A 14,366-nucleotide genomic window follows, 5' to 3' on the forward strand; every position below is an offset into this window, starting at 1 on the left:
TCAGGCCTCCGGTGTGAAGTCGTCAGGCGGAAGCGCGCAGAGCTGCTCGGCGACCAGGCCGGCCACCAGCAGAACGACGCCGCCGGCCGCGCTGGCGATCGACAGCCAGAGCGACGAGACCTCCGGAACGATCGTGCGCGACAGCACGTAGATCGTGCATCCCAGGCCGAAGCCAGCGACCAGGCTGCCGACCAGGCTCGATGCCTTGGCGAGCACCACCACGCGCATCGCACGGAACGGGTTGACCTCGCGCCGCACCGGACCGCGGATGGCTCGGTACACCGGGATGGCGAACGCCAGCACGAGCGCCGCGGCCGCCACCAGCGTGATCGGCAGGGTCACGGGCGGAACGAGGATGGGGCGCCCGCCGGAGGCGAGCCCGATCTGCAGCAGGAATCCCACGATCGCGCCGGCCAACGCCAGTGAGATCAGGGAGAACGGTCGGGTGCGCTTCACATCGTCTCCGAGGGTGTTCGGCGGGCCGTGTCATCGGTCGAGGCGAGCAGTTCGTCGACCCGGCCACGTGCGGGAATCGTCGCATCCGGGTCGAGTTCGAGCCAGGGCGCCAGCACGAAGTCGCGCTGCCAGGCGCGGGGATGAGGCAGGGTGAGGGTCTCGTCGGACTGCTCGAGCGTGCCGTAGGTGATCAGGTCGATGTCGAGGGTGCGGTCGCCCCAGCGTTCCTCGCGCACCCGACCATGGCGCAGCTCGATCTCGTTGAGGGCGGCGAGCAGGTCGTGCGGCTCGAGTGTGGTGAACACGATCGACACGGCGTTGAGATAGGCCGGCGCGTCGGGATCGATGCCGTGCAGCTTCACCGCGACCGTCTCGTAGAGGCTGGACTCGCCGATGGTCTCGACCCCGGGCAGCTGCGCGATCTCGGCCATCGCCTCGACGATGGTCTCGCCTCGATTGCCCAGGTTGCTGCCGAAGGCGAGCACGGCGCGGGCACCCTCGAACAGCGGCGCGTTCACAGCGCCGCCTGAACTCGCGGGCCGCGGGGCCGCACGATCGTGATGGAGACGTCGCCGAAGGGCACGGGAATGGGGGCGTCGGGCTTGTGCACGGTGACGCGAACGCGCTGCGCGACCGGATGCGCGAGCACGAGCGACGCGACGCGCTCGGCGAGCGTCTCGATGAGGTCGACGGGCTCGGCGGCGGCGGCCTCGGCCACCTCCACGGCCAGCTCGCCGTAGTGCAGGGTCTGTTCCAGGTCGTCGCCGGCCGCGGCCCCGGCCGTGTCGAGCCAGACCGTGAGGTCGAGGAGGAAGGTCTGGCCGTCTCGGCGCTCGAAGTCGAAGACGCCATGGTGGGCGAACACCTCGAGGCCCGTGAGGGTGAGGGTGTCGAGCTCGTCGATCGGGGTGTCTCGCGTCACGACTGCGCTCCCTTTCTCCAGGCGTCGGCCACGTCGAGCGCCGCCCGCGTCTCTGCGACATTGTGCACCCGAACCGCCCAGGCGCCCTGCGACGCCGCGATCGCCGCGACGATCGCCGATGGCGCGTCCCGGGCATCCGGTGCCGCGCCGTCGGCGACGAGCGGCGCAAGGAACCCCTTGCGCGACGCGGCGACCAGCACCGGCAACCCGAGCGAGGCGAGGTCGCCGTAGTGGCCCAGCAACGCCCAGTTGTGCTCGGCGTTCTTCGAGAAGCCGATGCCGGGGTCGACGATGATCTTGGCCGGGTCGACCCCGCGCACGATCAGCTCGGCGACCCTGTACTCGAGTTCACGGCGAACGTCGGAGACCACGTCGGCGTAGTTCGCCCTGGCCGCCATCTCGGCGCTGTGACCGCGCCAGTGCATGACCACGAAGGGCAGCCCGGTCTCGATGGCGACGCCCGTCATGTCGGGATCGGAGAGCCCGCCCGACACATCGTTGATGACGGCCGCGCCGGCGTGGGCCGCGGCCAGCGCCGTCGACGCGTTCATCGTGTCGACGCTCACGGGGATTCCGCCTCGGGCGAGTTCGCGCACGAGGGGAAGCACGCGACGCTGCTCCTCCGCCACGGGAACCCGCTGCGCACCCGGCCGGGTGGACTCGCCGCCAATGTCGATGAGGTCGGCGCCCTGGGCCATGAGCTCCGCGGCGCGCTCCAGTGCCTGATCGAGAGTGTTCCACCGTCCGCCGTCGCTGAACGAATCGGGAGTGACGTTGAGGATTCCCATGATCAGCGTGCGCTCGCCCGCGAGCGGAACGCCGGGCGCGGCCGTCGACGACCGGATGCGACGACGAACGGATGCAGGCGGCTCGCCCGAGCGCACGCCCGGCTCGTCGCCCGTCACATGCCCCCTGGTCACGTCCCCCCTGCTCACGTCGCGGCTCCGATCAGACTCATCAGCTCCGCGCGGTCGGCGGGCTGCGACAGCGTACCGCGACTCGACACAGTGACGGTCGAACTGTGCGTCTGACGGGGGCCCCGCGTTCGCACGCAGTCGTGCCGCGCGTCGAGTACGACGAGCACGCCGCGGGCGTCGACGCCGCTTTCTATCACGGCGGCGATCTCGTCTCCGAGACGCTCCTGCAGCTGGGGCCTCGACGCGAGCGTCTCGACGACGGACGCGATTCGACCGAGGCCGATCAGGCGCGTCGAGGGCACGTAGGCGACGTGGGCCACCCCGGTGAAGGGCAGCAGGTGGTGCTCGCACACCGAGCGGAACTCGATGTCGCGCACCAGCACGGGCTCGAAGCGCGACTCGTCGGCCACGGGAAAGGTGTCTCCGAGCATCGCCTGAGCGTCGACGCCGAGGCCTGAGAAGAACTCGGCGTAGGCGTCGGCGACGCGGGCGGGGGTTCGCTCGAGCCCCTCACGCACGGGATCCTCACCGATGGCGATGAGGATCTCGCGCACGGCCGCCTCGATACGAGCCCGGTCGAACGTCGTCACGTGGTCGGTGGGTCAGGCCGTGGCCGGACGGGGCGGGGCCTGCGGCGAACGCTTGGGCTTCTGCTCCGGCTCGGGGTCGGATTGCACTCCCCCGTCGACGGCACCCGCGTCGACCGGCGCCTTCGGTGTGGGGAACGCCACCGGAGGAAGCTGCGAGACCGGGCGCTTGTCGCTCGAGAGCCACTGCGGCCGCGGGGTGAGCTTCTTCACGTCTTTGAAGATCACGGCGAGCTGGTCGTGGTCGAGCGTCTCGTGCTCGAGCAGTTCGAGGGCGAGGCGATCGAGGATGTCGCGGTTCTCGTTGAGAACGCTCCAGGCCTCGTCGTGTGCGGCCTCGATGAGGTGGCGCACCTCGTCGTCGACCTTCTCGGCGATGCGGTCGGAGTAGTCGCGCTCGTGGCCCATGTTGCGGCCGAGGAACATCTCTCCCGAGGCTGCTCCCAGCTTGACCGCACCGATGTCGGCCGACATGCCGAACTCGGTGACCATCTTGCGGGCCGTGGCGGTGGCCTTCTCGATGTCGTTCGATGCGCCGGTGGTCGGGTCGTGGAAGACGACCTCTTCGGCCACGCGACCGCCCATGGCGTAGGCGAGCTGGTCGAGGAGTTCGTTGCGCGAGACCGAATAGCGGTCTTCGAGGGGTAGCACCATCGTGTAGCCGAGTGCTCGACCACGCGGGAGGATCGTGATCTTGGTGACCGGGTCGGTGTTGTTCATGGCCGTGGCGACCAGGGCGTGGCCGCCCTCGTGGTAGGCCGTGACCAGCTTCTCGTGGTCGCGCATGATGCGGGTGCGCCGCTGCGGGCCCGCGATGACGCGGTCGATGGCCTCGTCGAGGGCGCGGTTGTCGATCAGCTGCGCGTTGGAGCGCGCGGTGAGCAGCGCGGCCTCGTTGAGCACGTTCGCCAGGTCGGCACCGGTGAACCCGGGGGTCTTGCGGGCGACGACCTCGAGGTCGACGCCGGCGGCGAGCGGCTTGCCCTTGCCGTGCACCTCGAGGATCTTCTTGCGGCCCTGCAGATCGGGCGCGTCGACGCCGATCTGGCGGTCGAAGCGACCCGGACGCAGAAGAGCGGGGTCGAGGATGTCGGGACGGTTGGTGGCGGCGATGAGGATGACGTTCGTCTTGACGTCGAATCCGTCCATCTCGACGAGCAGCTGGTTGAGCGTCTGCTCGCGCTCGTCGTGGCCGCCGCCCATTCCGGCGCCGCGGTGACGGCCTACCGCATCGATCTCGTCGATGAAGATGATGGCCGGCGAGTTCTCTTTTGCCTGCTGGAAGAGGTCGCGTACGCGGCTCGCGCCGACACCCACGAACATCTCGACGAAGTCGGATCCGGAGATGGAGTAGAACGGAACCCCCGCCTCACCGGCGACGGCACGGGCGAGAAGGGTCTTTCCGGTTCCGGGAGGGCCGTACAGCAGCACGCCCTTCGGGATGCGGGCGCCGACGGCGAGGAACTTGGCCGGCTCCTTCAGGAAGTCCTTGATCTCTTCGAGCTCTTCGAGCGCCTCGTCACTGCCGGCGACGTCGTCGAAGGTGACCTTCGGCGACTCCTTCGAGACCAGCTTCGCCTTGGACTTGCCGAACTGCATGACCTTGGATCCGCCGCCCTGCATGCCGGAGAGCATGAGCCAGAAGAACGCACCGATGAGCAGCACGGGGAGCAGGATGCCGATGAGCGAGAGGAACCAGTTCGTCTGCGGCACCTCGTCGTTGTAGCCCTTGGCCGGCGCGGCGTCGTTGACCGCGTCGATGACCTCGGTGCCCCGGGGTGCGACGTAGTAGAACTGCACCTGGGTGCCGTACTCCTTGTCGGCGTTCGCCAGGGTCAGGTCGACTCGCTGCTCGCCATCGATGATGGTGGCCGAGGAGACCTTGCCGTCTTTCAACAGCTGCAGCCCCTCCTGCGTGTCGATCTGCTTGTAGCCGCCACCGGTGATGAGGCTGAAGCCGATCCACAGTGCGATCGCACCGAGCAGGATGTACGGAATGGGAGATCGGACGATCTTTTTAGCGTTCATGTCTCTTCATCATGTCGAGAGGGATGTATTCGATCAAAAGCAATCGAGGTAGTGGCAAGGGTAGCTGGCGGGCGCTGCGCGTCGTCTGCATGTTCCCCGTGGGCGTAAACAGAGCCCCCGTGGGCGTAACGAATGCGGGCTAGGAGTACACGTGCGGCGCCAGCACCGCGACGTCGCGCAGATTGCGGTAGCGCTCCGCGTAGTCGAGGCCGTATCCGACGACGAACTCGTTGGGGATGTCGAAGCCGACGTATTTGACGTCGACCTGGATCTTCGCCGCCTCGGGCTTGCGGAAGAGCGCGCAGATCTCCACGCTCTCGGCACCGCGCGTGCGCAGGTTGCCGAGCAGCCACGACAGCGTGAGCCCGGAATCGATGATGTCCTCGACGATCAGCACCTTGCGGCCCGAGAGATCGGTGTCGAGGTCTTTCAGGATGCGCACGACACCCGACGACTGCGTGCCCGCGCCGTACGAGCTCACGGCCATCCAGTCCATGTTGAGCGGAAGGGAGAGCTCGCGTGCGAGGTCGGCCATGACCATCACCGCGCCCTTCAGCACGCCCACGAGCAGAACGTCCTCGCCGGCGTAGTCCGCCTCGATGCTGCGGGCGAGCTGCGCGATCCGCTCGTGGATCTGCGCCTCTGTGTACAGCACGCTGGTGAGGTCGTCGGCGATGTCACTCGAAAGCACGGGGCTCCTTCACATAGATGTCGGCTGCTGCCTGGAAGACGAGCTTCCCGGCGACCCTGACAACTCTAATGCCGGGCAGGTCTGCGCCCTTCTGCCCGTGCCAGTCGGTGACGAGAGCTGCGGCGGCCAGGGTCTGCGCCCGGCTGAGGCTGACGCCGAACTCGCTGAGCACGACGAAGCGGATGATGCGGTTGCGCAGCGCCGCCGGGTTCGCGGCCAGCGCCCCGACCGAGATGGCGATACCGGCCTCGGCGTGCTCCACGATCTCCTCGATCGTCTCCTCCACCATGCGGTCGAGCGCGTCCGAGTCCTCCCGCAGCTGCTCGGCCGTGCGGGCCAGAGCCTCGGCGACGCCGGGGCCCAGTTCGCTCTCGAGCGTCGGCAGCACGGTCTCGCGCACGCGAACGCGCGTGTAGGTGGGGTCGACGTTGTGCGGATCGGTCCACGGCTCGAGCCCCGCGTCGACGCACGCGGCCACCGTGGTCTTGCGCCGGATGCCGAGGAGCGGGCGCATCAGGGCCCCCGAGACGGGCGCCATCCCGTGCAGGCTGGATGCGCCGGCACCGCGCGCGAGGCCGAGCAGAACGGTCTCGGCCTGGTCGTCGAGGGTGTGGCCGAGCAGAACCGCGACCGACCCCGTGTCGCGACGGGCGGCATCCAGAGCGGTGTAGCGGGCGTCACGGGCCGCAGCCTCGGGCCCGCCCGAGCCCGGCCCGGAACCGACCTCGACGAGTCGAACGAGCACCGGATCGAGCCCCAGCGCCCGCGCCTGCTCGGCCGCTCTCGCGGCGACCAGGGCCGAATCGCGCTGAAGCCCGTGGTCGACGATGACCGCGCCGGCACGCATGCCCCGGCGGGGCGCCTCGAACGCCGTTGCGGCGGCGAGTGCGAGCGAGTCGGGCCCGCCGCTCAGGGCAACGAGCACCAAGGGTGCGTCACCGGATGGCGGGAGGGCCTCGAGCGAGTCGCGCACAGCCCGGCGCACGTCTGCGATCGCCGGCGTCAACCGGGGTCGGCGTTCGGAGGGAGTCTCGGGGGGCATCCAGTAACGTTATTGCAGTTCACGACCTACGAAGGAGAACCGCCGGCATGGCTGCTTACGACGCGATCATCGAGATTCCCAAGGGAAGCCACAACAAGTACGAAGTAGACCACGAGACCGGGCGCGTCTTCCTCGACCGCGTGCTGTTCACGTCGTTCGTCTACCCCACCGACTACGGCTTCTTCGAGAACACCCTCGGACTCGACGGCGACCCCGTCGACGTGCTGGTGCTGCTCGAGTACCCGCTGTTCCCGGGCGTGGGCGTCTCGGTTCGTCCCGTCGCCGTGTTCAACATGACCGACGACGGCGGCTCCGACGCCAAGGTCATCGCCGTTCCCGCGAAGGACCCGCGCTGGGCCCACATCCAGGACATCGACGACATCCCCGAGTCGACCCGCAAGGAGATCGAGCACTTCTTCGAGCACTACAAGGACCTCGAGCCCGGCAAGTGGGTCAAGACCGAGGGCTGGCAGAACGCCGCCGCGGCCGAGCAGATCGTGCTCGACGGCATCGAGAAGCTCAAGACCGAAGGCCACTAGGCCCGCACGACCGGAGGCCCCTCGACGCTCGTTCCCCGAGCTTGTCGAGGGGCCTTCGTCGTACAGCCCGTTCCCCGAGCCTGTCGAGGGGCCGCTGTCGCAGAGCCCGTTCCCCGAGCTCGTCGAGGGGCGGAGCCGTGAGGCGACTAGCCGAAGTAGACGCCGCGGTCGGCCATCCACGGGCGCGGGTCGACGGCGCCGCCGCCGACGCGCACCTCGAAGTGAACGTGGCATCCAGTGGAGTTGCCTGTGGTTCCGGCGTAGGCAATGATCTCGCCGGCCGCCACGTACTGGCCCGATCCCACGTTGAGGCTCGTGTTGTGGCCGTAACCGGTGCGCACTCCGCCGCCGTGATTGATCTCGACGAAGTTGCCGTAGCCGCCGTTGTAGCCGGCATAACTGACCTCACCGGCCGCCGCTGCATAGACGGGAGCACCACACGTGCCGCTGTTGTAGTTGAGGTCGAGCCCCGCGTGCAGGGTGTAGTTTCCCGTGACGGGGTTCGTGCGCATGCCGTACTCGTCTGTGGAGTACGAGCCCGGGAACGGGCTGGCCCATCCGCTGGACACCGGGCCGGGGCCGCTGCTGGAACCGCCGCCACCGCCGCCGCCGCCACCGGATGCCGCTGCCGCGGCCGCCGCTGCCGCAGCCGCCGCGCGCTCTTCTTCCATGCGCTTTTCTTCAGCGATGCGACGCGCTTCGACACCCGCGTTGTAGTCGGCCTCCGTGGCCTGCCGGTTCTGGGTGAGAACGGCGAGCTGCGTTTCGAGCTGCACCTCGTGCGTCTGCTGTGCGGCGAGCGACGCCTCGAGGGCGAGCTGGGCTGCGACGGCCTCGTCGCGCGCGGCCTCGGCCGCCTCGGCGAGGGACTGCAGCGCATCGCGGGCGACGACCGCCTGGTCGGTCAGCGACTGCGCCGTGTTCTTGTCCTGCTCGGCCGTGGCGTAGAGCTTCGATGCCGAGCCCGTGAGTTGGCTCATCGCTCCCAGCTGGTAGAGCAGGCCGTCGGCCTCGCTCGACTCGCTCGTGAAGAGGTTCACCGACAGGCCGTTGCCGCCGGACTTGGCCATCAGCGCGGCGAGCTGGCCCGCCTGCTTGATCGAGGCATCCGCCGTCGCCTGCGCGGCAGCGGCCTGGCTGTCGAGCTCGTCTGCCTTGAAGGCGGCCGTGTCGTACTTGGTCTGCGCTTCCTGGTATTCGGTTCCGCGCTGGATCGAGAGGGACTCGGCGGCGGCCGTCGCATCGCGCAGCGCGGCGATCAGATCCTGGATATTCTGGATCTCGGCCTGCTTGCTCGACTCGTTGGACTGGGCGGCCTGAACGTCCTCCCACGTGGGGTACTCGTCGGCGTACGCGGGGGCCGAGAGCACGGAGCCCGTGGCGACGAGGGCGACCGTGACCGTGATCGAGCCGAGGAGGTGACGGAGACCCCAAGGGCCGCGGCGTCGACGTCGACTGGTCGTGGCGTTCAATGGTCCCCCGGGTGGTGGTGAGCGAACTTAGGTCACTCGAGTAACAGTGGCAACAGGTGTCACTCTAACAACAGAGCGTTTCGTCCTGCTGAGATCATGACTGCTTGGGGGCCTGAAACCCGGTACATTCCGCGTCGAGTCGCATCTGGGGCGGTGGACGTCCGGCCGAATTGGCGAGAGCGAGAAGTGTGTGGCATACTCGTTGAGTTGTCACCAACGGCCCTATCGTTTAGAGGCCTAGGACACCGCCCTTTCACGGCGGCAGCACGGGTTCGAATCCCGTTGGGGTCACATTGGTAACAGCAGCAGAATCACGAGTACGAAAAACGCAGCACAAGCACGACAACTCAACAGTTTCACCAGTAAGGCCCTGTAGCGCAGTTGGTTAGCGCGCCGCCCTGTCACGGCGGAGGTCGCGGGTTCAAGTCCCGTCAGGGTCGCCAAGGCGACAAGCCCAACCGAAAGGAAGGGCTTTTTGTCTGTGAGCGACTTCGGTCACTCGCCTCTGTAGCTCAGTTGGTAGAGCGTTCGACTGAAAATCGAAAGGTCACCGGATCGACGCCGGTCGGAGGCACTGTCCCATCCCGCGGCTTCTACGCGAGGTGGGACTTTTTTGTGCCTCCGACGGCTGGGCGAGTGCCGATTGCTCCCCGTTGAGCTACTCCGGGTTGAGCACCAAGGTCACGACGTCGCATCCCTCTGCGCTGGCCGACACGACGATCGGGCCGGGACCCGTTGCCCGGATGACCGCGAGGGCTCGCCCATCGAACGTGCGGTGACTGGACTCCCCGTAGAGGGTGGTCGGTGCCGGATCAGCGCTTCCCAGCGCAAGCAGCACACCGGCTCCCGACACGGTGACCAGCACGTCGCGGTCGGCAGCGGTGAACAGAGTGCCGTCGGCACCCACGAGCTCGAGCTCGACGAAGGCCAGGCCGGTTCCGTCGGTCGCGAGCGAGAGGCGGTCGGATGCGACGGCGAGCGCGAGTGGGCCGGTCGCCGTCGTCAGCGTGAACGTCTCTGCCGCGGCCCCGCCTCTCCATGCGACAGCGGTCAGCTCCCCCGGCGCATACGGCACGCGAAACTCGGTCTTGAACCGGTTGGCAGCCCCCGTGGACGACCGCCCCAGGGAGCGGCCGTCGAGCCTGAGCTCGACCTCGTCGGCATCGCTGTAGACCTCGACGGTCAGATCGTCCCCCTCATGACCCGGCCAGGTCCAGCTGCCGATACTGTCGCTCCACGTCCACGGTCCCGCATAGAACTGTGCGCCCTCGTGGCCAGGCCGTGACACGGCGATGTAGGGAGCGGTTCGGAGACCGAACACGATTTCGCGGTAGTACGACGCCGGGCGGCGGAAGCCGACCAGATCGATGTCACCGCACCAGGCCGCGATCCAGGGGTACGGCGCTCCGAAGGCGGGGGCCTCGCCTGGAGCGAGGTACTGCGGACGGCCGATGCCGACCTCGCCGAGATAGTCCCAGCCCGTCCACGTGAAGTCGCCGATCACGTGGCCGAAGGCGGTCACCTTGGCCCAGTTCAGGTCGATGTGCGTCGGGAACGTCTCGGTTCCGACGATGATTCGGTTGGGAAAGAGGGAGCTGTCCATCTCGTACCGTGAGTCGAGATAGTTCATGCCTGCCACGTCGAGGACTCCGAAGGACTCTGCCGTCTTCTCGGTGACCAAGGCGGATGCGCCGATCTGGTTCATGAAGTCGCCGGGTCCGGCCATGAGGGTGTTGATCCCTGCCGCGTCACCATCACCGTGCTCGGCCTGCCCCGCCGACGCCGCCTGTGCGGCCATCTTCTTCACGTCGTCGATCACGGCGAGCATTCCGTTGACCGCGTTGGTCACGAAGCGGGTCGGATCGAGGGTTCGGATCTTCTCCGCCAGGGCCCTGCCCTGCATTCCGCCCACCGCCGAACCGGTCTCGGGTATCTCGTTGCCGATCGAGTACATGATGACGCTGGGGTGGTTGAAGTCCTTGGCGACCAACGACTCGACGTCACGCTCCCACCAGTCGGAGAAATTGAGCGAGTAGTCGAAGTCGCTCTTCGCCGAGGTCCACACGTCGAAGGTCTCGTCCATCACGTACACCCCGAGTCGGTCGCACGCGTCGAGCATCGCCGTGCTGAGCGGGTTGTGCGACGAGCGGATCGCGTTGAAGCCCGCCTCTTTGAGGAGACGAACCCGACGTTCTTCGGCAGCAGCAAAGGTCGCGGAACCGAGGATCCCGCTGTCATGGTGCACGCAAGCACCGCGCAACTTCACGCTCCGGCCGTTCACCCGCAATCCATGGACGGGGTCGAGCTGCAGACGCCGGATGCCGAAGACGGCCGCCGCAGTATCGACCGTCTCGTCACCGTGCACAAGAGTCGCCGAAGCTGCGTAGAGCTCCGGAGTGTTCTCGCTCCACAGTCTCGGCGAGTGCACGAACAGCCGCTGTCGGCTGAGCGCCGACCCACCCGGCCCCACGGTGATGCGAGCGATCCCGCTCGCCGCCTGCTCGCCGTCCGGGCCGTCGAGGCGAACGGCCACGTCGACGGTCCGCGCACGCGATCCCGCGTTCTCGACCGTCACGACGACCTCCACGACAGCGCCGCCCTCCTCGACATCCGGCGTCGAGAGTCGCAGGCCATCGCCGGGAATCCGAATGTCTCCGCCGGTCCACAGCCAGACATCACGATAGATGCCCGCACCCGTGTACCAGCGGGAGTCCCGATGGGCGCGCGCCTCCACGATGATCTCGTTCTCTTCTCCCTCGCGGAGGAACGGGCCTGCGTCGATCGTGAACGCCGAGTATCCGAACGGGCGCTGCCCCGCGAAGTCTCCGTTGATGTAGACCATCGCGTCGCGATACACCCCTTCGAACTCGATCTGCACACTGTCGCGGGCGTCCGGCGTCGCGAAGACCTTGCGGTATTGGTAGGACCCGCCTCGAGAATAGGCCGTGGCGGCTTCGCCCTCGGGATCACGCTCTGTACGGATCAATGCGTCATGAGGCACCGACACGTCGACGTACGGAGCGGCCGGCCCTCCGATCTCGGCGAACGGATTGACCTTCTCGCGGAACTGCCAGCCGTCGGTGAAAGGGGTGCGCTTCATGGTGTCTCCTTGTGTTTCGTCATCTATGCAGAGTCGATGTCTCTTGTGGTCGGGGGTATGAGATCGTTCGCCGAATGCGCTCGAGAAGACGCATCACGAGCAGGCTCTGCGATATCGGATGCTGGGGATGCTCCGTCAGGCCCGCTGCGACAGCCTCAGTCGCGGCCTCCAGCATCGGAACGAAGCCGTACCCCTGCCTCGCCCGCACGACGCGCGCGGGAGGGCCGCCGAGCGCATCCGGTATCGAGCCCGACCACGTCGTGTACCCGTTGGATGCCCAGAACGGCGCATCCATGGTGAGCCAACCCGTCGTGCCGCTGATCGATGCGGTCGGCTCCAGGTACTCGACCATCGACGCGCCGAGCTGGGCGAAGCGACCGTCGGCGTACCCGAACGTCATGTGCTCGGCCAGGTCGACTCCATCGGCACGCACACGCCCGTCAGCAGTGATCGTCTCGGGTTCGCCGAGCACGTCGAGCGCGAGCGTGACGGGGTAGATGCCCTGATCGAGCAGTGTGCTGCTCGCCCGATCGGCCGACCACCTGGCGTCGCCGGCGTGTCCGAATGGGAGGCCGAATGACGCACGCACGCTGCGCACGTCGCCGATCGCGCCGGCGCTCACACTGTCGAGCATCGCCCGATACGAGGGGGTGAACTTCATCCACATCGCTTCCATCGCGAATCGTCCACTCTCCGACGCCGCCGCCGAGATCTGCGCCGCCTCGGCGGCGGTCGCGGCGATCGGCTTCTCGATGAGCACGTGCTTGCCTGCTTCGAGGGCCCGAATCGCCAGCCGGCCGTGTGTGGCGTGCGGGGTCGCGATGTAGACGATGTCGACGGTCGGGTCCGCCAGCATCCGGTCGATGTCGTCATAGGCCGACGCGAAGCCGAGTTCATCACACAGCGACCGGGCTGCACCGATGGATCGCGAGAGCACTGCCGACCGGACAGCTCCGGACACCCGGGCCAGGTCGGCCCCGAGCAGCCTGGAGACCTGGCCGGTGCCGACGACCGCCCAGCCGAGCCCGGGGGCGGCAGACGTGGTCGACGACCGCGCGGTCATCACTCGGGCACGGCCGCCGCCGCGGCCTCTGCCGCGGCTCGGCGCGAGGCGAGATCGCGCTGGATCTGCGAGAGGTTCTTGTCGATGTTGAGGAAATAGATGATCACGCCCATCAGAACAGCGGCGATCAGCGGAATCCAGAGGTAGAGGAAGATCTCGATGTTCACCGCCGATTCGGGCTGGGTCGCGGCCTGACCGTCGTAGTTCGCGGCCGCGAGGAGCCAGCCGACAAGGGCCACACCGAGACCGGCACCGAAATTCTGGCCTGCCGTTGCCGCCGCATAGGTCATGCCGTCGAGACGCACCCCCGTCTTCCATTCGCCGTAGTCGACGACATCGGCCACGAGGGCGAAGAGGGCCGCAGCGATAGGAACGCCACCGACGGCGCGCACCAGTCCACCACCCAGAATGAGAGAGAAGCTCGACGGATCGATCAGGGAGATGAGCGCTCCCGCGACGGTGACGACCACGCCGATCATGATGAGCCGACGCTTTCCGAAACGCGCGATGAGGGGCGGCATGAACCACATGCCGATGAGCAGCGGAAGGATCTGGATGAGGCCCAGGAAGCTGTACGACGCAGCGTCGCCCAGGACGTCCTTGGCGAAGTAGATGCCGACCCCGCTGGTGCCTGTGAGGAGGAAGTTGAGCAGAAAGAACCCGAAGACGAGGAAGAAGTACGGGTTCTTCACAAGCAGGCGCACAGTGCTGACGAACGGCATCTTCTCCCCGGACTCGACCTTGATACTGGAGGTCACACGCTCCCTGGTACCGAAGAAGACGATGAGGAAGGTCACCGCGGCGATAGCACCGTAGATGATCGACACAAGCGACCAGCCCGCCTGGCCTCCACCCGAGGACAGCACGATAGGGATGGTGGCGAAGTTCACCACGAGGGTCGTGAGCAGAGCGAAGAACGTGCGGATGACGGTGAGCGAGACCCGCATCTTGGAGTTCGTCGTGATGACCGAGAGCAGCGTGTGATACGCAAGGTTCGAGCCGACGAAACCCACTCCCAGGCAGAGGAAGTACATGACGAACGCGTAGATCTCCTTGACGCCGTCGTCGAGACCGGCCGGCACGTTGAACAGGAGGATGAAGGAGATCACGACCACCGGTGTGCTGAACAGGATCCAGGGCCGAGCCTTTCCCCAGCGCGTCGAGGTGCGGTCGATGAACGATCCGAGCACGAGGTCCATCGTGCCGTCGAGGACCCGTCCGAAAAGAAGGAGCGTTCCAGCGATCGCAGCACCGATTCCGACGGTGTCGGTGAAGTAGAAGAGAAGAAACGCGGAGATCGGCGCGAAGATCAAGTTGCCGCCGATGTCTCCTACTCCGTAGGCCAGCCTCTCCCGAATGCTGAGCCGCTGACCGGTCGATGTCATCGCCTGCCCGACGGTCTCGGCTGCCAGTGCCGCTGTCGTGGATTCCTCGGCGCTGAAGGCGACCGCGGCCCTCGCCTGCTCCGCTGAGCTTCTTGTCGGATCTATGGGCATTGCTGACTCCTTCGTCGCTGCGTTTGCTGTGCGCTGTCACGTGTCACTGACAC

13 protein-coding genes and 3 tRNA genes are annotated in these 14,366 nt (G+C 67.3%); 4 read left to right on the forward strand and 12 right to left on the reverse strand.

Features of this window, described 5'->3' with window-relative positions; translation table 11 throughout:
- The 8 genes from ASF06_RS06855 to tilS all read right to left on the reverse strand — a co-directional run bounded on the left by ASF06_RS06855 (position 1) and on the right by tilS (position 6,643).
- On the reverse strand, positions 1-456 hold the full coding sequence (locus ASF06_RS06855) for a DUF3180 domain-containing protein (protein ID WP_055926887.1): 456 nt from the start codon (positions 454-456) through the stop codon (positions 1-3).
- Entirely contained in the window at positions 453-974 is a 522-nt protein-coding gene (gene folK, locus ASF06_RS06860; RefSeq protein ID WP_055944977.1) for a 2-amino-4-hydroxy-6-hydroxymethyldihydropteridine diphosphokinase, read from the reverse strand. Before folK ends, ASF06_RS06855 begins: the two co-directional genes overlap by 4 nt.
- Positions 971-1,378 carry a dihydroneopterin aldolase gene (gene folB, locus ASF06_RS06865; protein ID WP_082479614.1) on the reverse strand — a complete coding sequence of 136 codons (408 nt, stop codon included), beginning with the start codon at positions 1,376-1,378 and terminating at the stop codon, positions 971-973. The genes folK and folB overlap by 4 nt, the downstream gene beginning before the upstream one ends.
- Positions 1,375-2,298 carry a dihydropteroate synthase gene (folP, locus tag ASF06_RS06870; RefSeq protein ID WP_326941188.1) on the reverse strand — a complete coding sequence of 308 codons (924 nt, stop codon included), beginning with the start codon at positions 2,296-2,298 and terminating at the stop codon, positions 1,375-1,377. The genes folB and folP overlap by 4 nt, the downstream gene beginning before the upstream one ends.
- A gap of 11 nt (positions 2,299-2,309) precedes the next feature.
- Positions 2,310-2,885: a GTP cyclohydrolase I gene (gene folE / locus ASF06_RS06875; protein ID WP_055944982.1), complete on the reverse strand. Its 576-nt coding sequence runs from the start codon at positions 2,883-2,885 to the stop codon at positions 2,310-2,312.
- A gap of 12 nt (positions 2,886-2,897) precedes the next feature.
- The gene (gene ftsH / locus ASF06_RS06880; RefSeq protein ID WP_055926880.1) at positions 2,898-4,910 is read right to left on the reverse strand and encodes an ATP-dependent zinc metalloprotease FtsH; all 2,013 of its coding nucleotides are present in this window, start codon (positions 4,908-4,910) and stop codon (positions 2,898-2,900) included.
- A 139-nt stretch (positions 4,911-5,049) separates the two neighbouring features.
- Complete coding sequence (hpt, locus tag ASF06_RS06885; protein ID WP_055944985.1) at positions 5,050-5,601, reverse strand: hypoxanthine phosphoribosyltransferase; 552 nt, start codon at positions 5,599-5,601, stop codon at positions 5,050-5,052.
- Positions 5,588-6,643 carry a tRNA lysidine(34) synthetase TilS gene (gene tilS, locus ASF06_RS06890; RefSeq protein ID WP_055944990.1) on the reverse strand — a complete coding sequence of 352 codons (1,056 nt, stop codon included), beginning with the start codon at positions 6,641-6,643 and terminating at the stop codon, positions 5,588-5,590. Before tilS ends, hpt begins: the two co-directional genes overlap by 14 nt.
- A 47-nt stretch (positions 6,644-6,690) precedes the next feature.
- Here tilS and ppa point away from each other — a divergent pair, with 47 nt between their 5' ends.
- Positions 6,691-7,182, forward strand: coding sequence for an inorganic diphosphatase (ppa, locus tag ASF06_RS06895; protein WP_055926874.1), 492 nt, complete (start codon positions 6,691-6,693; stop codon positions 7,180-7,182).
- A 146-nt stretch (positions 7,183-7,328) separates the two neighbouring features.
- On the opposite strand, the gene ASF06_RS06900 is transcribed toward ppa, so the two are convergent.
- On the reverse strand, positions 7,329-8,654 hold the full coding sequence (locus ASF06_RS06900; RefSeq protein ID WP_055944994.1) for a M23 family metallopeptidase: 1,326 nt from the start codon (positions 8,652-8,654) through the stop codon (positions 7,329-7,331).
- Positions 8,655-8,872: 218 nt separating this feature from the next.
- On the opposite strand from ASF06_RS06900, the gene ASF06_RS06905 reads away from it, so the two are divergent.
- The 3 genes from ASF06_RS06905 (at position 8,873) to ASF06_RS06915 (ending at position 9,228) form a co-directional block, all read left to right on the forward strand.
- A tRNA-Glu gene (locus tag ASF06_RS06905) sits at positions 8,873-8,945 on the forward strand.
- 75 nt (positions 8,946-9,020) lie between these two features.
- Positions 9,021-9,097: transfer RNA gene (locus tag ASF06_RS06910), tRNA-Asp, on the forward strand.
- A 58-nt stretch (positions 9,098-9,155) separates the two neighbouring features.
- Positions 9,156-9,228: transfer RNA gene (locus ASF06_RS06915), tRNA-Phe, on the forward strand.
- 84 nt (positions 9,229-9,312) lie between these two features.
- On the opposite strand, the gene ASF06_RS06920 is transcribed toward ASF06_RS06915, so the two are convergent.
- Genes ASF06_RS06920 through ASF06_RS06930 form a run of 3 tightly spaced genes read right to left on the reverse strand, consistent with a single transcriptional unit; the run spans position 9,313 to position 14,313 of the window.
- Positions 9,313-11,754, reverse strand: a complete 2,442-nt coding sequence (locus ASF06_RS06920) for a glycoside hydrolase family 2 TIM barrel-domain containing protein (protein ID WP_055944997.1) — start codon at positions 11,752-11,754, stop codon at positions 9,313-9,315.
- Positions 11,755-11,773: 19 nt separating this feature from the next.
- Positions 11,774-12,817 (reverse strand): Gfo/Idh/MocA family protein, encoded by a 1,044-nt coding sequence (locus ASF06_RS06925; RefSeq protein ID WP_055945001.1) that lies wholly within the window; start codon positions 12,815-12,817, stop codon positions 11,774-11,776.
- Complete coding sequence (locus tag ASF06_RS06930; RefSeq protein ID WP_055945005.1) at positions 12,817-14,313, reverse strand: MFS transporter; 1,497 nt, start codon at positions 14,311-14,313, stop codon at positions 12,817-12,819. The genes ASF06_RS06925 and ASF06_RS06930 overlap by 1 nt, the downstream gene beginning before the upstream one ends.
- Positions 14,314-14,366: the final 53 nt, after the last annotated feature.

The sequence above is a fragment of the Agreia sp. Leaf244 genome, assembly GCF_001422695.1.
GTDB lineage: Bacteria > Actinomycetota > Actinomycetes > Actinomycetales > Microbacteriaceae > Agreia.

Bases quoted from the DNA above. Each gene is read 5' to 3' on its own strand.
- ftsH (WP_055926880.1), bottom strand. From the start codon at position 4,910: ATGAACGCTAAAAAGATCGTCCGATCTCCCATTCCGTACATCCTGCTC.
- tilS (WP_055944990.1), bottom strand. From the start codon at position 6,643: ATGCCCCCCGAGACTCCCTCCGAACGCCGACCCCGGTTGACGCCGGCG.
- ppa (WP_055926874.1), top strand. From the start codon at position 6,691: ATGGCTGCTTACGACGCGATCATCGAGATTCCCAAGGGAAGCCACAAC.
- ASF06_RS06920 (WP_055944997.1), bottom strand. From the start codon at position 11,754: ATGAAGCGCACCCCTTTCACCGACGGCTGGCAGTTCCGCGAGAAGGTC.
- ASF06_RS06925 (WP_055945001.1), bottom strand. From the start codon at position 12,817: ATGACCGCGCGGTCGTCGACCACGTCTGCCGCCCCCGGGCTCGGCTGG.
- ASF06_RS06930 (WP_055945005.1), bottom strand. From the start codon at position 14,313: ATGCCCATAGATCCGACAAGAAGCTCAGCGGAGCAGGCGAGGGCCGCG.